This is a genomic window from Streptomyces sp. NPDC052043 (genome assembly GCF_044548235.1).
Lineage (GTDB): Bacteria > Actinomycetota > Actinomycetes > Streptomycetales > Streptomycetaceae > Streptomyces.
The window spans coordinates 82,052-98,746 of the sequence record NZ_JBIUBT010000010.1 but is presented as its reverse complement, the minus strand read 5'-3'; the positions used below and the strand labels follow the sequence as shown (position 1 = coordinate 98,746).

The window sequence follows — 16,695 nt, the reverse complement described above, 5'->3', positions numbered from 1 at the left end:
GAGGATCTGCACGTGAGTGACGAAGCACAGCCCGGTCATGTCCGTGTCCGCCTCGACCTGTCCTACGACGGCACCGCCTTCCACGGCTGGGCCAAGCAGGCCGGCGGCCGGCGCACCGTGCAGGGGGAGATCGAGGACGCGCTGCGCACGGTCACGCGGTCCGGGGAGACGTACGAGCTGACCGTGGCCGGACGGACCGACGCCGGGGTGCACGCGCGGGGCCAGGTGGCCCACGTGGACCTGCCCGAGCGCGTCTGGCGCGAGCACCACGAGAAGCTGCTCAAGCGGCTCGCCGGGCGGCTGCCCAGGGATGTGCGGGTGTGGGCGCTGCGGCCCGCGCCCAGCGGCTTCAACGCCCGGTTCTCGGCCGTCTGGCGCCGCTACGCCTACCGCGTCACCGACAACCCCGGCGGTGTCGACCCGCTGCTGCGGGGCCACGTCCTGTGGCACGACTGGCCGCTCGACGTCGACGCCATGAACGAGGCCGCGCGCCGGCTGCTGGGCGAGCACGACTTCGCCGCCTACTGCAAGAGGCGCGAGGGCGCGACCACCATCCGCACGCTCCAGGAGCTGAGCCTCGAACGAGGCGGCGACGGCGTCATCACGGCCACGGTCCGGGCCGACGCGTTCTGCCACAACATGGTGCGCTCGCTCATCGGGGCGCTGCTGTTCGTCGGTGACGGGCACCGTGCGCCGGACTGGCCCGGGAAGGTGCTGGCGGCGGGGGTGCGGGACTCGGCCGTGCACGTCGTGCGGCCGCACGGGCTGGCCCTGGAGGAGGTCGGCTACCCGGCCGACGAGCTGCTGGCCGCGCGGAGCCGGGAGGCGCGCAACAAGCGGTCCCTGCCGGCGGCCGGCTGCTGCTGAGCCGCCGTCCGCCGTCCTCCCGTGGGCCGACCGTCGCCGTCCTTCGCCGTACGGCGACGGGCCGGTCGGCTACTGGCTGGCCGCGGCCGACGCCTGCGTCTCGCCGCGCCGCCGGATCTGCTGGAAGGAGAACTCGGCGAGGTCGTCGCCGGCCCGGAACGCCGCGGTGTCGTCCTTCGTCACGTTCGTGCCCTTGGCGAAGCCGGTGAGGGTGAAGTAGGCGTAGCGGCCGTAGGAGTTGGTCGTGGAGCGGCAGACGGCACCGTTGCAGAAGGCCTTGACGCCGCTGCCGGACAGCGGCTTGATGATGCTCTTCTGGTCCGTCTGGCTCTTCGCCTTGAGCGCCTGCGCCTCGGTGTCGAAGACGGCGATGCCGACGGTGACCGCGACGCCGCCCTGGCTGTAGGTCACCCGCAGCAGACGGGTGCAGTCGTTGTCCGTGAGGGCCTTGACGAGCGTGCCCTGGGCGGCCGTGGCGCAGCTCTTGCTGTCGTCCGTGGGGCCCTTCTTGTACACGGTCTCGCCCATGGTCAGCTGGGTGCCCGGGAAGAGGGTGTCCGTGCTGAGCGGGGCCGTGTCCTTCTTCGCGCTGGATATGAAGTCCTTCGGATCCAGCGGGGGCGGGGCGGTGGTCGGGGCGAACGACGGCGACGTGGCGGACTCGCTCGGCAGGGCGGCGGTGCCGGGCAGCCGGCTCGAGGCGTCCGACGCGTCGTTGTCGCCGCTCGCCGACATCACGGCCATGGCGACGGCCGCGCCGATCCCGGCGGTGGCCAGTACGCCACCGCCGAGGTACAGCAGCCGGCGCCTTCTGTTCCGCTGCTCCGAGGCCTCGGCGAGCGCGGCCCAGTCCGGGGTCTGGCCGCTGCCACCGCTGTTCGAGGACTGCTCAGAATTCGGTTTCCAGGGATCCCACTGGGACTGCGAGCCCCCCTGCCCATAACTCATGGGGCGCATCTTAGACGGGGTCGATGGGCCCCCGGCCCGCCTGCCGCCGGGCCGCCCGGGGCCTTAGGTGCACGACGGTACAAAGCGGCGCGGCGAAGGCCGATACCGGTTGCCGGGCGGCCGGTAATGCCCGTGGGGAACACGGGCGGGAACCGGCGGGACCCGCGGTCGCACACCGTTTTGACCCGACCAGGGCGCCGCGGGTATCCTGCATCTTCGTTGTGTATTGGCTTGCTCATTCTCACGGGACGGGCCCTTACACCGGTCCACCGGGCCGATGACCAGCGACCAGCACGCGGTTTGCGTCACCGCGGTGCGGTCAGGGCTGTCGTGATCGTCTTCGGTGACCTTGTCAGGACCACTCACTGAAGATAGCGAAGGCTACGAACCGTGCGTACGTACAGCCCCAAGCCCGGCGACATCACGCGCCAGTGGCACGTCATTGACGCCCAGGACGTCGTCCTGGGTCGCCTGGCGTCCACCGCCGCCACCCTTCTGCGGGGCAAGCACAAGCCGATCTACGCGCCGCACGTCGACGCTGGTGACTTCGTCATCATCATCAACGCGGACAAGGTCCACCTCTCCGGCAACAAGCGGACCCAGAAGATGGCGTACCGCCACTCCGGCTACCCGGGTGGTCTGCGCTCGGTCCGCTACGACGAGCTGCTCGACAAGAACCCGGAGAAGGCCATCGAGAAGGCCGTCAAGGGCATGCTCCCCAAGAACTCCCTGGGCCGTCAGATGCTCTCGAAGCTGAAGGTCTACAAGGGTGACCAGCACCCGCACGGCGCCCAGCAGCCGGTGCCGTTCGAGATCACCCAGGTCGCGCAGTAAGTCCGGCCACCCCCTAAGACTGAAGAGAATCTGAGGAGAATCGTGGCCGAGACCACTGCCGAGCAGCCGCTCGAAGAGCTTGACATCGACAGCTACACCACCGAGTCCGAGGTCCCCGTCGAGGGCGAGTACACCTCGGAGTCGATGGCCTCCCACTTCGGCGAGCCGCAGCCGGCCGCCGGCCTGGGCCGCCGCAAGAACGCCATTGCCCGCGTCCGGATCGTCCCGGGCTCCGGCAAGTGGAAGATCAACGGCCGCACCCTCGAGGACTACTTCCCGAACAAGGTGCACCAGCAGGAAGTCAACGAGCCCTTCAAGGTGCTCGAGCTCGAGGGCCGTTACGACGTCGTGGCCCGCATCGCCGGTGGCGGCGTCTCCGGCCAGGCCGGCGCCCTCCGCCTCGGTGTCGCCCGCGCCCTGAACGAGGCCGACGTCGACAACAACCGCGGCGCGCTGAAGAAGGCGGGCTTCCTGCGTCGTGACGACCGTGCGGTCGAGCGCAAGAAGGCCGGTCTGAAGAAGGCCCGCAAGGCCCCGCAGTACAGCAAGCGCTAATCTCAACGGCGCCCCTGCACGTACTCCGAACGCCCCGGCGGCACGCCTATGTGCCTCCGGGGCGTTCGTTTATCGCAAAGCTGGGGCGTATAACGGCACAAGGTGCTCAACGGCTGGTGTGATCGGATGCCCGGAGCGTCGAATGCCATGGACCGGCCCACGGACCGGCCCCCTTCTTGAACTGACGCTTCCTCAGGAGGACAAGTGGGACGACTCTTCGGCACGGACGGCGTCCGTGGTGTCGCCAACGCGGACCTGACCGCCGAGCTGGCGCTCGGCCTCTCGGTCGCCGCGGCGCACGTGCTGGCCGAGGCGGGCACCTTCGAGGGCCATCGGCCGACGGCGGTGGTCGGGCGGGATCCGCGCGCGTCCGGGGAGTTCCTGGAGGCGGCCGTGGTCGCGGGTCTGGCGAGCGCGGGTGTGGACGTCCTGCGGGTCGGCGTGCTGCCGACGCCCGCGGTGGCGTACCTGACCGGGTCGCTCGGCGCCGACCTCGGCGTGATGCTGTCGGCCAGCCACAACGCCATGCCGGACAACGGTGTCAAGTTCTTCGCCCGGGGCGGTCACAAGCTCGCCGACGAGCTGGAGGACCGGATCGAGTCCGTCTACGAGGAGCACCGCACCGGCGCGCCCTGGAGCCGCCCGACGGGCGCCGGCGTGGGCCGGGTCCGCGACTACGGCGAGGGCTTCGACCGCTACGTCGCCCACCTCGTCGGCGCCCTGCCGAACCGGCTCGGCGGCCTGAAGATCGTGCTGGACGAGGCGCACGGCGCCGCGTCCGGCGTCTCCCCGGAGGCGTTCCGGCAGGCCGGGGCCGACGTCGTCACCCTCGGCGCCGACCCGGACGGCCTCAACATCAATGACGGCTGCGGTTCGACCCACCTCGACCAGCTCAAGGCCGCCGTGGTCGAGCACGGCGCCGACCTCGGCATCGCCCACGACGGCGACGCCGACCGCTGCCTGGCCGTGGACCACACCGGCGAGGAGGTCGACGGCGACCAGATCCTGGCCGTGCTCGCGCTGGCGATGCGGGAGCGTTCCGCGCTGCGCTGCGACACCGTCGTCGCGACCGTGATGTCGAACCTGGGCTTCAAACTGGCCATGGAGCGCGAGGGCATCCAGCTCGTGCAGACCGCCGTCGGCGACCGCTACGTCCTGGAGGAGATGAAGGACAAGGGCTACGCCCTCGGCGGCGAGCAGTCCGGCCACGTCATCATCCTGGACCACGCCACCACCGGCGACGGCACGCTCACCGGCCTGATGCTGGCCGCCCGGGTCGCCGGGACCGGCCGCACGCTGCGGGAGCTGTCCTCCGTGATGGAGCGCCTGCCGCAGATCCTCGTCAACGTCCCCGACGTGGACAAGACCCGGGTGAAGACCTCCGCCGACCTCGCCGCCGCGGTCGTCGAGGCGGAGCGGGAGCTGGGCGGGACCGGTCGGGTGCTGCTGCGCCCGTCGGGCACCGAGCCGCTGGTCCGGGTGATGGTCGAGGCCGCGGACATCGAGCAGGCCCGCTCGGTGGCGGGCCGCCTGGCCGATTCGGTGAAGTCGGCGCTCGGCTAGGGCCTGTTGCGAAAGTCCTGTCGTCCGCCCGGAGGGCGGGCCTCGCGGCGTCAGGTGCGTGCTCTCGGCGTGCCGGGCCCTGGCTCTCGTACTGGATGTACTTGGGTCAGGGCCCGGTGCGGCGAGAGTGCGTGCATGGCGTCGCGAGGCAGGCGGGACTTTCGCAACAGGCCCTGGCAGTCCCCGCCCGCTCGGCCGGCAGTCCCCGCCGGTCTCAGAGCATGCTCTGGCCGGCCCTGGCCAGGCGCTCGCGCTGCCTCGCCCAGAACCACTTCTGGGCGAGCAGTGTGAGCGTGCCGGCCAGGACGATGCCGAGCATGTTCAGCAGGAGCTGGACCGTCGAGCCCCTGGTCTGGGCGGTGTCGCCGTAGGCGAGCGCGACGGCCGCGTTGGCGGCGGCCGGGACCGTGGTCACCGAGATGGCCACGCCGATCAGGGCGCCGGACTTGGCGGACGTCAGCGAGAGCGTGCCGGCGGCTCCGGCGAGGACGGCCACGACGAAGGAGAACGCGTCGGGGGCGTAGACGAAGGCGGTGTTGGGCCGGGCGCCCTCCAGTTTCGCCTTGCTGAACAGCCCGACGGCGTCCATGAACACAGCGAAGCCCGCCGTGACCGCCATGGCCAGCGCGAACCCGGCCAGCAGAGCGATCAGCGAGCGCAGGGCCAGCCGCGGGGCCCGCTGCACGAGTGCCGTGCCGATGCCCGCCAGGGGGCCGAACTCGGGTCCCACGGCCATCGCGCCGACGATCAGGACGGCGTTGTCGAGCACCACGCCGCAGGCGGCGATCATGGTGGCCAGCGTGAGGAACGCGAGGTAGGTGACCGACAGGGTCGACTCCTCGTGCGTGGCCTCGGTCAGTTCCTCCCACAGCACCGCGTCCGCGGCCTCGCCTGGGGCGGCCTTCTCCGCCCGCTCGGCCTGGTCGGAGAGCGTCAGATCAGGGCTCTCGACGGAGATGGAGCCACTCCGTTCGATCCCCAAGGCCCGCAGTCCGTTCAGGAGTTCGTCGCCGGCTTCGCGCGCGACGTCGCACAGGACCACGTCACCGGCCGGGTTGCGGGCGGCGGAGGGCAGCACGACGAGGTGCGCGGTGCCGACCGTTGTCTCGATCAGACGCACCACGTCGTCGGTCTGTTCGGACGGTGTGATCAGGCGCAGATGCAGCATGGCGGCAGCGTAGACGTCACAGTTTGCGCAGGCTCAACCGCTGCACCTTGTGGTCGGGGCCCTTGCGCAGCACGAGCGTGGCACGGCCCCGGGTGGGGGCGATGTTCTCCACCAGGTTCGGCTTGTTGATCGTCCGCCACATCGTGCGGGCGTAGTCGAGGGCCTCCCCCTCGGACACCTGGGTGTACTTGCGGAAGTACGAGGACGGGTCCTGGAAGGCCGTCGTGCGCAGCTTGCCGAACCGGTCCAGGTACCACCGCTCGATGTCCTCGATGCGCGCGTCGACGTACACGCTGAAGTCGAAGTAGTCGGCGAGTCCGACCCGGGTGCGGCCGTCCGTGCCGGGCAGGGCGGGCTGGAGGACGTTCAGGCCCTCGACGATCAGGATGTCGGGCCGCCGTACGGTCAGCTTCTCGTCGGGGACGATGTCGTAGATGAGGTGGGAGTAGACGGGCGCGGTCACCTCGTCCTTGCCGGCCTTGATGTCGGCGACGAACCGGGTCAGGGCCCGCCGGTCGTACGACTCCGGGAACCCTTTGCGCGACATCAGCCCCCGCGCCTCCAACTCCCGTGTGGGCAGCAGGAACCCGTCGGTGGTGACCAGCTCGACCCGGGGGTGCTCGGGCCAGCGGGACAGCAGGGCCTGGAGCAGCCGGGCGGCGGTCGACTTGCCCACGGCGACCGAACCGGCCACGCCGATCACGAAGGGCGTGCCCGACTGGGACCCCTTTTCGCCGAGGAACGTGTTCAGCGCGCCGCGCAGCCCGTCCGTGGCGCCGACGTAGAGATTGAGCAGCCGGGACAGCGGGAGGTAGATGTCGCGCACTTCGTCGAGGTCGATCACGTCGCCGAGACCGCGCAGCCGTTCGACCTCCGCGGCGGAGAGCGGCAGTGGCGTCTTGTCACGCAACGCGCTCCATTCGGCGCGGGTGAGGTCGACGTAGGGAGTCGCCTCCGGCCGGGACCGGTGGGCGCTCCGGGGCATCGAGGAGACCGGAGAGATCACATTCCATTGTGAACGGAGTTTGAACGGCGTGCGGGGTGGGGTGTGTCACGTCGGCGGGGGAGCGCGGGTCACGTCGGTGTCACGGTCGGGCACCGGGCGGCCGATTCATGATCATCATCGGGTTCGCGGCACGTAGGGTGCGCGGTAACCCGCCGCGGAGACCGTCCGCCGGTCGTGAAGAGAAAGAGTGCCCTTCCGTGAGTTCCCCCGTGGTCCGCCGTACCGCGCTCGCCGCGTCCACCGCCGCTCTGGTCCTGCTCGCCACCGCCTGCGGCGGTTCCTCCGGCAGCGGAGACGGGAAGGCCGGTGACGGCAGCACCGCGCAGGCCGACAAGACTGCCGCCCCGGCCAAGGCGCTCGACGCCGCCGAGTTGGAGAAGGCCGCGCTCGCCCAGGCGGACGTCAGGACCGGCAAGGTCACCGTCAAGGTGCCGGCGACGGACGACGTCGCACAGGACAAGGTGACGACCGGCGACACCGCCTGCACGCCGCTCGCCCTCCTCCAGGCCGGCAGTTACGTGGGCACGCCCGCGGCCACCGTGAAGCGGTCGTGGCTGGGCGACGCGCAGAAGCCCGCGGCGGGCGCCGACCCCCAGGCCGTCCTGCTGGCCGGACTCGACCGGTCGAAGGTCGTCGTGACCCTCGCCTCCTACGACGACGGCGGCGCCGAGCAGGCGATGAAGGACCTTCAAACGGCCGCCGGGAAGTGCGCCGGCGGGTACTCCTACACCGCGGCCGGCAACAAGACCGGGATCGACAAGGTGGCCGTGACCCAGACGCCCGGGGGCTCCGACGAGGCGTTCGCCGTGACGCAGACCCTGAACGCCGAGGGCGTCAAGGCGCCGGTGAAGGGCGTCGTCGTCCGCAAGGGCGCCACCCTGGCCTACTTCCCCGCCGTCAACCTCGCGTCGCTCGCCTCGGGCGAGGACTTCGACTTCCCCACGGAGATCGTCGACGCGCAGCTCGCCAAGCTGAAGTGACCGGGAGACCCACCGGGGCCCTTCCTGCCCCGGTGGGAATCTCCGATTTCGGGCACGAAGTAGCCGCTTTCGGCGGGAGTGGGCCCGTAGGCTGCCGCCCATGTGCGGAATCGTGGGATACGTGGGGACGCAGTCGGCGCTCGACGTCGTGACGGCCGGTCTGAAGCGCCTGGAGTACCGGGGCTACGACTCGGCCGGTGTCGCCGTGCTCGCCGACGGCGGGCTGGCGGCGGCGAAGCGGGCCGGCAAGCTGGTCAACCTGGAGAAGGAACTCGCTGACCGGCCGCTGCCGACCGGTTCCACGGGCATCGGGCACACCCGGTGGGCCACCCACGGCGGGCCCACCGACGGCAACGCCCACCCGCACCTGGACAACTCCGGTCGGGTCGCCGTCGTCCACAACGGCATCATCGAGAACTTCGCCGCGCTGCGGGCCGAGTTGGCCGAGCGCGGGCACGAACTGTACTCCGAGACCGACACCGAGGTCGTGGCGCACCTGCTCGCCGAGGAGTTCTCGTCGAGCGCCGATCTCGCGGAGGCCATGCGGCTGGTGTGCCGCCGCCTGGAGGGCGCGTTCACGCTGGTCGCCGTGCACGCCGACGCGCCGGACGTGGTCGTGGGCGCCCGCCGCAACTCCCCGCTGGTCGTGGGGGTCGGCGAGGGCGAGGCCTTCCTCGCCTCCGACGTCGCCGCGTTCATCGCCCACACCCGCTCCGCGATCGAGCTGGGCCAGGACCAGGTCGTGGAGCTGCGCCGGGACGGGGTGACGGTCACCGGGTTCGACGGGCGGCCCGCCGAGGTCCGCTCCTACGACGTCGACTGGGACGCGGCGGCCGCGGAGAAGGGCGGCTACGACTACTTCATGCTCAAGGAGATCGCCGAGCAGCCCAAGGCGGTCGCCGACACGCTCCTCGGCCGCATCGACGCGGCCGGCTTCCTGACGCTGGACGAGGTCCGCATCTCCGCCGCCGAGCTGCGTGAGATGGACAAGGTCGTCATCATCGCCTGCGGTACGGCCTTCCACGCGGGCATGATCGCCAAGTACGCCATCGAGCACTGGACGCGGATCCCGTGCGAGGTGGAACTCGCCAGCGAGTTCCGCTACCGGGACCCGATCCTGGACGCCCAGACCCTCGTCATCGCCATCTCCCAGTCCGGCGAGACCATGGACACGCTGATGGCGCTTCGGCACGCCCGGGAGCAGGGCGCCAAGGTGCTGGCCATCTGCAACACCAACGGCTCCACCATCCCGCGCGAGTCGGACGCGGTCCTCTACACCCACGCGGGCCCGGAGGTCGCGGTCGCCTCGACCAAGGCCTTCCTGACCCAGCTGGTCGCCTGCTACCTGGTGGCGCTGTACCTCGGCCAGGTCCGCGGCACCAAGTGGGGCGACGAGATCCAGGTGGTGATCCGCGACCTGTCGCAGATCGGCGGCGCGGTGGAGCGGGTCCTGGAGACGATGGAGCCGGTGCGGGCACTGGCGCGCTCGCTCGCGGACAAGGACACGGTGCTGTTCCTCGGCCGGCACGTGGGCTATCCGGTCGCCCTCGAAGGCGCCCTGAAGCTCAAGGAGCTGGCGTACATGCACGCCGAGGGCTTCGCGGCGGGCGAGCTGAAGCACGGGCCGATCGCGCTGATCGACGAGGACCTGCCGGTGGTCGTGGTGGTGCCGTCCCCGCAGGGCCGGTCCCTCCTCCACGACAAGATCGTCTCCAACATCCAGGAGATCCGCGCGAGGGGTGCCCGCACGATCGTGATCGCGGAGGAGGGCGACGAGGCGGTCGCCCCGTACGCCGACCACCTGATCAGCATCCCGGCCACCCCGACGCTGCTCCAACCGCTGGTCGCCACGGTCCCGTTGCAGGTCTTCGCCTGCGAACTCGCCACCGCGCGGGGCAACGAGGTGGACCAGCCGCGCAACCTGGCGAAGTCGGTGACGGTGGAGTAACCCTCACGCTCCGGCGCCCGGCCGAACCGCACCACATCGCCGCGCGACGCGGTGCTCAGGCTGACAGTTCGTACAGCAGCCGGTAGTACGTGATCCGGTCCCGGTCCTGCTCGACTCCGTAGGCGTCGAGCAGCGGCTCCTCCCACCCTGGGCCGTAGTTCCACTGCGTACTCCACGTGGCGACGGCGAGGTCCGCCCAGCGATCGGCGACACCGAGCGCGCCGAGGTCGACGTGTCCCCTGCACGTGCCGTCGTCCCCGACCAGGGTGTTGGGAGCACAGGCGTCGCCATGGCAGACGACGAGCCGGTCGGCCGGCGGGATGTCGTGGAGCACCCCGAGGGCGCGCTCCACGGTGCCGACGTGCTGAAGGTCCTGATGCCAGTCTGCCGGATCGATCCGACACGCCGCCGCTCGTGACCGCACGGTCTCCAGGCGCGTTCCGGCGGACCAGTCGAACGGGCAGTCCACCACGGGCAGCGCGTCATGGAACGCGCGTAGCCCGCTGCCGATCGCGCGTACCGCGGCGGCGGGGTCGCCCTTCCAACGGTCGTCCACCGCCATGCGTCCGGGCAGGCCGCGTGTGACGAGCCAGGAACCGGTTTCGTCAGCGCCCTCGTCGAGTACGTGCGGCACCGCTGTGAACCTCGCTGCCCAGCGCAGGCGTGCCGCCTCGGCCGAGAGGTCGATACCGCTGCCGGCCGGTGTCCACTTCACGAACCGCCGTGTGTCGCCCAGGCCCAGTTGAAACGTCAGACCACCGAGTTCGTTCTTCCACACGGCTCGCACCGGCCCTCCCGCCGCGAGCTCCATGACGACACGAGGAGGTTCGACGGGTCCCTGAGGCGACGTAGCGATCATCCGCTCATTCTCGCCGGACTGGCCGGTGCTCGGACAAACATTTCCGGACCCTCCCGCCGGCAACCCTGCCGACGGGGGTGGTGCGCGGAACCGAGGACACCAAACCGGTTCAGTTTCTGCGGTTTCAGAGATATGTGCCGGGGCGGAGGCGGATCAGCCGCGCGATGCGGAATCCCACGTCGTCGATCCGGAAGGTGGGGTGGCTGCGGCGCCGTACGGACGCCCGGCAGCTCCAGTGCTGGTCGGACCAGCCGCCGCCGCGGAGCACCCGGTAGGCGCCGTACACCTCGGCGTCGTAGACGTCCCAGCACCAGTCCCACACGTTGCCCAGCATGTCGTACAGGCCCCACCGGTTGGGTCGCTTGCCGCCCACCGGGTGGATCCGCTCGTCCGAGTTCCCCCGGTACCAGGCGACCTCGTCGAGCGGGCCGTACCGCGGGCCCGTGGAACCGGCACGGCACGCGTGCTCCCACTCGGCCTCGGTCGGCAGCCGGTACCCGTCGGCGGAGGTGTCCCATTCGGCCGACTCGTCGTCCTGGATTCCCAGGTGATAGGCGGGTGTCAGCCCCTCGGACCGGGACAACGCATTGCAGAACCGGACCGCGTCCCACCAGGACACACCTTCGACGGGCAGCTGGTCCCCATGGGCGGTGCTCGGCCGTTTACCTATGACCTGTGCGTACAGCGCCTGCGTGACCGGGAACGCCGACATCCAGAACGGCGCGACGTCGACCGGCCAACTCCGCTGTGTCCGGCGGTCCGACAGCGTCACCCGCCCCGGCGGGACGGCGACCATCCCACTGCTCGTGCGCGTCCTCACGGCAGGCCTCAGCCTTCCGGGAAGCCGGTGCTCTTCAGGGCCTTGACGAAGGCGGTGAAGTCTCCGGCCGGGAAAGTGAGGGTGGCACGGGCAGGGGTCTTGGAGTCTCGGATGGCTATGTGGGTGGGGGAGCTGGCGATCTCGACGCAGTTGTTGCCCTCGCCGCCGCCGGAGTAGGACGACTTTCGCCAGTTGACCGGGGTGGTCACGATGAGCCTCACAATTCCTTGGCCAGCCTGTGGATGAAGTCACGCGATCGGTCGGGGTCGAGTGATACCTCCTCCACTTTACGGAAGAGCGTTCGAAAGACGCTGAGTTGTGCCTCGGAATCGATGAATGCCGTGCCGTGGGGTGCATCGCGAACGGCTGTGTCCAGCCTGGGTACAGCGCCGCCCGCCAGCATCATGTTGCTCCAGGCCCCCGCGAAACCGTCCAGGTCGAAGGGGACGACCCGCACGCTGACGTGGTCCGCCTCGGACAGCTCCAGCACACGGACGAGTTGGGTCCGTGCAGCAGTGCGGTCGCCGACCCTGATACGCAACGCCGCCTCATGGATCACTGCTTTGTACGGGACGGGAGTCGGCCCGTCGATGACGACCTTGCGGTCCATACGGTGCCGGACCCGCAAAGCCACCTCGTCCTCGGGTAGCGCTGGTACCTGGTAGGAGAAGGCGGCACGGGCGTAGTCCTCCGTCTGGAGGAGGCCGGGGATGTAGAGGAACTCGACGTCAGCCCGGTACGTGGCGTGGTGTTCGAGTTCGGCGAGGTCCAAGTACATCGTCGGAAGCATGCCTCCGTACTTCTCCCACCAGCCGCGCGTCCGGTCGGTGGCCAGGAGGACGAGGGCATTGACGAACTCGTCGTCCGTGCAGGCGTAGTGGGCTGCGAGCCGGCGCAGACGCTTCTCGCTCACGCCGGCGAGGCCGGCCTCGATTTGGCTGATCTGCGCGGGGCTCACGCCGAGTAGTGCTGCCGCCTCGCGGGATGTGAGGCCGGCACCATCGCGGAGTCTTCGTAGCTCTATGGCCAGCCGCATCTGACGTGCCGTTGGGCTGTGTCTCAACGCCACCGCCTGCTCCTCCCAACACGTCCGCCTGCGCGACTCGTTCGGGGGCAGACTACGCGACCGGCTTGCAGAACTTAAATAATTAGCCCTACCGTCGGTCACGCAACGCACACGCTGCGGAGCGGTTTGCGACCCTCGCCACCCGAACGGAGTTGAGCCATGCCTGAAACCGCTGCCGAACCCTGGGAATACTGCCTCTACATCCCCAACGACCTCCGCGCCGTAACCGTCAGCCGACGGACCCTCCGGCTGATCCTCACCATGCACGGGCTGATCCGTCTGGTCGACGTGGCCGAGCTGCTCGCGACCGAGTTGGTCTCCAACGCCGTACGGCACACCAAGGGGCCCGCCGCGCTCCGGCTGCGGTGGGCCGCGGGGGTGCTGCGGATCGGGGCGTGGGACGCCGACCCCGCACCCCCGGAGCCGCCGGTGCCCTTGGAGCGGGTGGCCGAGTCGGAGGAGGGGCGGGGGCTGGCGCTGGTCCGGGCCTGCGCGGACCTGTGGGGCTGGCAACCGCTGGCGCGGGAGGGCAACCGAGGCAAGGTCGTGTGGTGCGAACTGGTCGCCGCGTAGTGGAGGCGCCGTCTCCCCTCCTCGACGGCGTCTCTTCCGGGTGAAAACGTGGAGGGTGAGCGGCACCATGGAGTCGGGCTCTGAGTACCGTGACGTCGCTAGCCCATGAGGGGGAGGAGGTGCGGCATGAGCGTTGAGCTCGAACTGAGGCTACGGGGTCCGCACGCCGGCATGGACGCCCAGGAGTCGCTGCGCACCGTGCAGAGTGTGCTGTCGCTGCTGCGCGAGCTGGAGAACAGTGAGACCGCGCAGTCGAGCCGCCATGGCACCCGCTGGTCCTTCAACGAACTCAGGCTGGGCAGCGTGACCTGTGTCCTTGAGCCGCTGCGCATCGCCGAGCACTCCGACTACCAGGTCGTGGAACGGGTGCTGCGTACCGCCGTGGCCGGGCTGGGCGAAGCCGAGATCGCAGAACGCATTCCGACCGGTTGGACCGCCCGTGCGGCGTCGCTGGGGCAACAGGTCGCCCGCTCCCTCGGAGCATCGCCGGATGTTGGCATGTTCGTCGCGGTACGTGCGGACGGCGTCGAAGTCCGGACGGCTGAGGTCACACAGAGGACCGCGTTCAACCTGCAAGCCGCCACGCGTGCCCGCCTGCGCATGTTCGGTTCGCGGCGGGGACGTCTCAGCGGGCTGGTGGAGGGAAAGCACCGCCGTCCCCGGGCGGTGCTGCGCACCGAGGTCGGAGGGGAAGTGATTCCCGTCTACTTCGGTGATGATCTGGACACCGAGCTGCGGCGGGCCTGGCGGCGTGACCGGGTGGAGGTCACCGGCGAGATCACCGAGAACGCACACGGGCAGGTGGTGCAGGTGCGTGCGACGGAGATCGAGCTCCTTCCGACAGAGCCGCAGCTCTCGGACGACGAGCTGCGGGCGGGGTTCTGGCCGGACATGACCGGCGGCCAGGACGCGGTGGACTATGTGGAGGCTCTGCGTGGGGGAAACTGACCGCCCCGAGTCGGTCTACTTGGACAGCAACTGCTTCATCGACTGGGCGCAGGGCACAGGCAGCGCGCGCGAGGCCGAAAGCATGCTGCGGGCCGCCAAAGCCGGGTATGTGCGGCTCTACACATCCACCGTCACTCTTGCCGAGGCGCGTGGCACCACTGCCAGTGTCCATCGGCTCCATATCCGGACCCTGCTCCAGGAGCCCTACATCACGCTGGTGGAAGTGACCCGCCGGGTCGGCCTCATCGCCAACGACATCACTGCCGAGAAGCCGAAGATCAAGGGGCTCGACGCGATCCACCTGGGGTGCGCGATCCTCGCCCGGGCCGAGGTCTACGTGTCGCGCAACTTCCGCGACTTCGCGCCGGGAGACGTGTGCCAGGGCGTGTTGCTGCGGACGCCGTTCGAGTTCGGCGGCGCAGGGCTGTTCCCGGCCTCTGGAGCCGACTGACGGTGAGGACGTGACGTGGTGAACGCCGGGCACGGGCAGGCCAACGCCCTGGTGGTGCACACGCTTCGGGAGCACTGCGGTAGGTGAGGTGCGGCCCGTAAGGTGCTCCGCATGAGCATCATCGGGGTCGGTATCGACGTGGCCGAGATCGATCGGTTCGCGGCGTCGCTGGAGCGGACGCCCGGGCTGGCGAAGCGGCTGTTCGTGGAGAGCGAGTTGCTGCTGCCCGGCGGGGGTCGCCGGGGCATGGCGTCGCTGGCCGCCCGGTTCGCCGCCAAGGAGGCGCTCGCCAAGGCGCTCGGCGCGCCGGCCGGACTGCTGTGGACCGACGCGGAGGTCTACGTCGAGGACTCCGGCCGGCCGAGGCTGCGGGTGACCGGCACGGTCGCCGCCAGGGCCGCGGAACTGGGCGTCCGCTCCTGGCACGTGTCCCTGAGCCACGACGCGGGAGTGGCCTCGGCCGTGGTGGTCGCGGAGGGCTGACGCCCCGGCGCCGGCGCGCCCGCCGGGTCCGCGTGCGGGACCGGACGGATCCGGGGCAGACTCGACGGCATGCGTACCGCGTACAGCGTTGAGACGGTCAGGACAGCCGAGCGCGCGCTCATGGCGAGGCTCCCCGACGGCGCCCTCATGCAGCGGGCCGCCGCCGGACTCGCAGCCGCGAGCGCGGACTTGCTCGGGCGGGTGTACGGGCGCCGGGTGGTGCTGCTGGTCGGCAGCGGCGACAACGGCGGCGACACGCTGTACGCCGGGGCCCGGCTGGCCCGGCGCGGCGCCGGGGTGACCGCCGTGCTGCTCGCGCCCGACCGCACCCACCCCGCGGGCCTCGCCGCGCTGCGCCGGGCGGGCGGGGGCGTGGCCCCGGCCGGCGGCGCCGAGGAGGCGATCGACCGGGCCGACCTCGTCGTCGACGGCATCGTCGGCATCGGTGGCAAGGGCGGCCTGCGCGCCGACGCCGCGCCGCTGGCCGAGCGCGCGGCCCGCTCCGGGGCGGCCGTCGTCGCCGTGGACCTGCCGAGCGGGGTGGAGGCGGACTCCGGCGAGGTGCTGGGCGCCGCCGTGCGCGCCGACCTGACCGTCACCTTCGGCACCCACAAACCCGGGCTGCTCGTCGACCCGGCCCGCGAGTACGCCGGCACCGTCCGCCTCGTCGACATCGGCCTGGGCCCCGAGCTGCCCGCCGAACCCGAACTGGAGGCGCTCCAGCACGCCGACCTGGCCGCGCTGCTGCCGCGGCCCGCCGCCGAGAGCGACAAGTACCGGCGGGGCGTCGTCGGCATCGCGGCGGGCTCGGCCCGCTACCCGGGCGCGGCCGTGCTCGCCGTGTCCGGCGCGCTGCGCGGCGGGGCGGGCGCGGTGCGGTACGTGGGGCCGGCCGGGCACGCGGTCATCGCCCGCTTCCCGGAGACGCTCGTGTCCGACCAGGGGCCGCACAAGGCGGGCCGCGTGCAGGCGTGGGTGGTGGGACCGGGCGCCGGGGACGACGCGGCCACCGTGGCCGAGGTGCTGGAGACCGACGTGCCCGTACTGATCGACGCGGACGGGCTGCGGCTGGCCGACCGCGACGCCGTACGCGCCCGTACCGCCCCGACCCTGATGACCCCGCACGCCGGGGAGGCCGCAGCCCTGCTCGGCGTGTCCCGCGAGCAGGTCGAGGGCGCCCGGCTGGCCTCCGTACGCGAACTCGCCGCCGGCTACCGGGCCACGGTGCTCCTCAAGGGCTCCACCACACTCGTCGCCGACCCGGACGGAGGCCCGGTACGGGTCAACCCGACCGGCACGCCGTGGCTCGCCACCGCCGGCAGCGGTGACGTCCTGTCAGGCCTCTCCGGCTCCCTGCTGGCCGCCGGTCTCCGCGCCCGCGACGCGGGCAGCGCGGCGGCCTATCTGCACGGGCTGGCCGGCCGCCTCGCCGCCCACGGCGCCCCGATCGGCGCCCACGACGTGGCGGAGGCCATCCCGCTGGCCTGGCGGGACGTGCGGGACGTGCGCGACTGAGCCGCGGACGGGCCGCGGACGGGCCGCGGGCGGGGCGTGGACGGGCCGCTGATGTGCGGGGCTGAGCTGCGGACGGGCCGCGGACGTGGTGCCGACGGGGTGTGACGGTGG

Annotated in this window: 18 protein-coding genes; 11 read left to right on the top strand and 7 right to left on the bottom strand. The window is 71.2% G+C overall.

Annotated elements, in window-relative coordinates; translation table 11 throughout:
• Positions 1 to 12: 12 nt before the first annotated feature.
• Positions 13 to 867 (top strand): tRNA pseudouridine(38-40) synthase TruA, encoded by an 855-nt coding sequence (truA, locus tag ACIHCX_RS24530; protein ID WP_400032905.1) that lies wholly within the window; start codon positions 13 to 15, stop codon positions 865 to 867.
• Between the two features lie 69 nt (positions 868 to 936).
• Here truA and ACIHCX_RS24525 read toward each other — a convergent pair whose 3' ends face one another.
• On the bottom strand, positions 937 to 1,815 hold the full coding sequence (locus ACIHCX_RS24525) for a hypothetical protein (protein ID WP_400032903.1): 879 nt from the start codon (positions 1,813 to 1,815) through the stop codon (positions 937 to 939).
• Between the two features lie 390 nt (positions 1,816 to 2,205).
• Between ACIHCX_RS24525 and rplM the strand changes: the two genes are divergently transcribed.
• The 3 genes from rplM (at position 2,206) to glmM (ending at position 4,767) form a co-directional block, all read left to right on the top strand.
• A complete protein-coding gene (gene rplM / locus ACIHCX_RS24520) occupies positions 2,206 to 2,649 on the top strand; it encodes a 50S ribosomal protein L13 (RefSeq protein WP_030173943.1) in 444 nt (147 codons plus the stop codon).
• Between the two features lie 42 nt (positions 2,650 to 2,691).
• Positions 2,692 to 3,204 (top strand): 30S ribosomal protein S9, encoded by a 513-nt coding sequence (gene rpsI / locus ACIHCX_RS24515; protein ID WP_400032900.1) that lies wholly within the window; start codon positions 2,692 to 2,694, stop codon positions 3,202 to 3,204.
• Between the two features lie 204 nt (positions 3,205 to 3,408).
• Complete coding sequence (gene glmM / locus ACIHCX_RS24510) at positions 3,409 to 4,767, top strand: phosphoglucosamine mutase (protein ID WP_400032898.1); 1,359 nt, start codon at positions 3,409 to 3,411, stop codon at positions 4,765 to 4,767.
• A gap of 214 nt (positions 4,768 to 4,981) precedes the next feature.
• On the opposite strand, the gene ACIHCX_RS24505 is transcribed toward glmM, so the two are convergent.
• The gene (locus tag ACIHCX_RS24505) at positions 4,982 to 5,935 is read right to left on the bottom strand and encodes a DUF389 domain-containing protein (protein WP_400032896.1); all 954 of its coding nucleotides are present in this window, start codon (positions 5,933 to 5,935) and stop codon (positions 4,982 to 4,984) included.
• 16 nt (positions 5,936 to 5,951) lie between these two features.
• A complete protein-coding gene (gene coaA, locus ACIHCX_RS24500) occupies positions 5,952 to 6,920 on the bottom strand; it encodes a type I pantothenate kinase (RefSeq protein ID WP_400032894.1) in 969 nt (322 codons plus the stop codon).
• A gap of 218 nt (positions 6,921 to 7,138) precedes the next feature.
• Between coaA and ACIHCX_RS24495 the strand changes: the two genes are divergently transcribed.
• Complete coding sequence (locus ACIHCX_RS24495) at positions 7,139 to 7,921, top strand: hypothetical protein (RefSeq protein WP_400032892.1); 783 nt, start codon at positions 7,139 to 7,141, stop codon at positions 7,919 to 7,921.
• 100 nt (positions 7,922 to 8,021) lie between these two features.
• The gene (gene glmS / locus ACIHCX_RS24490; RefSeq protein WP_400032890.1) at positions 8,022 to 9,869 is read left to right on the top strand and encodes a glutamine--fructose-6-phosphate transaminase (isomerizing); all 1,848 of its coding nucleotides are present in this window, start codon (positions 8,022 to 8,024) and stop codon (positions 9,867 to 9,869) included.
• A gap of 55 nt (positions 9,870 to 9,924) precedes the next feature.
• Here glmS and ACIHCX_RS24485 read toward each other — a convergent pair whose 3' ends face one another.
• The 4 genes from ACIHCX_RS24485 to ACIHCX_RS24470 all read right to left on the bottom strand — a co-directional run bounded on the left by ACIHCX_RS24485 (position 9,925) and on the right by ACIHCX_RS24470 (position 12,617).
• Positions 9,925 to 10,656, bottom strand: a complete 732-nt coding sequence (locus ACIHCX_RS24485; protein ID WP_400032888.1) for an aminoglycoside 3'-phosphotransferase — start codon at positions 10,654 to 10,656, stop codon at positions 9,925 to 9,927.
• Between the two features lie 196 nt (positions 10,657 to 10,852).
• Positions 10,853 to 11,524: a formylglycine-generating enzyme family protein gene (locus ACIHCX_RS24480; protein ID WP_400033303.1), complete on the bottom strand. Its 672-nt coding sequence runs from the start codon at positions 11,522 to 11,524 to the stop codon at positions 10,853 to 10,855.
• A 32-nt stretch (positions 11,525 to 11,556) separates the two neighbouring features.
• Positions 11,557 to 11,757, bottom strand: coding sequence for a DUF397 domain-containing protein (locus ACIHCX_RS24475; RefSeq protein ID WP_400033301.1), 201 nt, complete (start codon positions 11,755 to 11,757; stop codon positions 11,557 to 11,559).
• Positions 11,758 to 11,765: 8 nt separating this feature from the next.
• Entirely contained in the window at positions 11,766 to 12,617 is an 852-nt protein-coding gene (locus ACIHCX_RS24470; protein ID WP_400032886.1) for a helix-turn-helix domain-containing protein, read from the bottom strand.
• Between the two features lie 156 nt (positions 12,618 to 12,773).
• Here ACIHCX_RS24470 and ACIHCX_RS24465 point away from each other — a divergent pair, with 156 nt between their 5' ends.
• The 5 genes from ACIHCX_RS24465 (at position 12,774) to ACIHCX_RS24445 (ending at position 16,584) form a co-directional block, all read left to right on the top strand.
• Positions 12,774 to 13,187: an ATP-binding protein gene (locus ACIHCX_RS24465; RefSeq protein WP_400032884.1), complete on the top strand. Its 414-nt coding sequence runs from the start codon at positions 12,774 to 12,776 to the stop codon at positions 13,185 to 13,187.
• Between the two features lie 126 nt (positions 13,188 to 13,313).
• Complete coding sequence (locus ACIHCX_RS24460; protein ID WP_400032882.1) at positions 13,314 to 14,135, top strand: hypothetical protein; 822 nt, start codon at positions 13,314 to 13,316, stop codon at positions 14,133 to 14,135.
• A complete protein-coding gene (locus tag ACIHCX_RS24455) occupies positions 14,122 to 14,586 on the top strand; it encodes a type II toxin-antitoxin system VapC family toxin (protein ID WP_400032880.1) in 465 nt (154 codons plus the stop codon). The genes ACIHCX_RS24460 and ACIHCX_RS24455 overlap by 14 nt, the downstream gene beginning before the upstream one ends.
• A 111-nt stretch (positions 14,587 to 14,697) precedes the next feature.
• Complete coding sequence (locus ACIHCX_RS24450) at positions 14,698 to 15,069, top strand: holo-ACP synthase (RefSeq protein WP_400032878.1); 372 nt, start codon at positions 14,698 to 14,700, stop codon at positions 15,067 to 15,069.
• 69 nt (positions 15,070 to 15,138) lie between these two features.
• Positions 15,139 to 16,584 (top strand): NAD(P)H-hydrate dehydratase, encoded by a 1,446-nt coding sequence (locus ACIHCX_RS24445; RefSeq protein WP_400032876.1) that lies wholly within the window; start codon positions 15,139 to 15,141, stop codon positions 16,582 to 16,584.
• Positions 16,585 to 16,695: the final 111 nt, after the last annotated feature.

Coding starts and splice junctions, on each gene's coding strand:
- ACIHCX_RS24450 (WP_400032878.1), top strand. CDS start 14,698: ATGAGCATCATCGGGGTCGGTATCGACGTGGCCGAGATCGATCGGTTC.
- ACIHCX_RS24480 (WP_400033303.1), bottom strand. CDS start 11,524: ATGGTCGCCGTCCCGCCGGGGCGGGTGACGCTGTCGGACCGCCGGACA.
- glmS (WP_400032890.1), top strand. CDS start 8,022: ATGTGCGGAATCGTGGGATACGTGGGGACGCAGTCGGCGCTCGACGTC.
- ACIHCX_RS24505 (WP_400032896.1), bottom strand. CDS start 5,935: ATGCTGCATCTGCGCCTGATCACACCGTCCGAACAGACCGACGACGTG.
- ACIHCX_RS24445 (WP_400032876.1), top strand. CDS start 15,139: ATGCGTACCGCGTACAGCGTTGAGACGGTCAGGACAGCCGAGCGCGCG.
- ACIHCX_RS24460 (WP_400032882.1), top strand. CDS start 13,314: ATGAGCGTTGAGCTCGAACTGAGGCTACGGGGTCCGCACGCCGGCATG.
- coaA (WP_400032894.1), bottom strand. CDS start 6,920: ATGCCCCGGAGCGCCCACCGGTCCCGGCCGGAGGCGACTCCCTACGTC.
- ACIHCX_RS24465 (WP_400032884.1), top strand. CDS start 12,774: ATGCCTGAAACCGCTGCCGAACCCTGGGAATACTGCCTCTACATCCCC.
- ACIHCX_RS24525 (WP_400032903.1), bottom strand. CDS start 1,815: ATGAGTTATGGGCAGGGGGGCTCGCAGTCCCAGTGGGATCCCTGGAAA.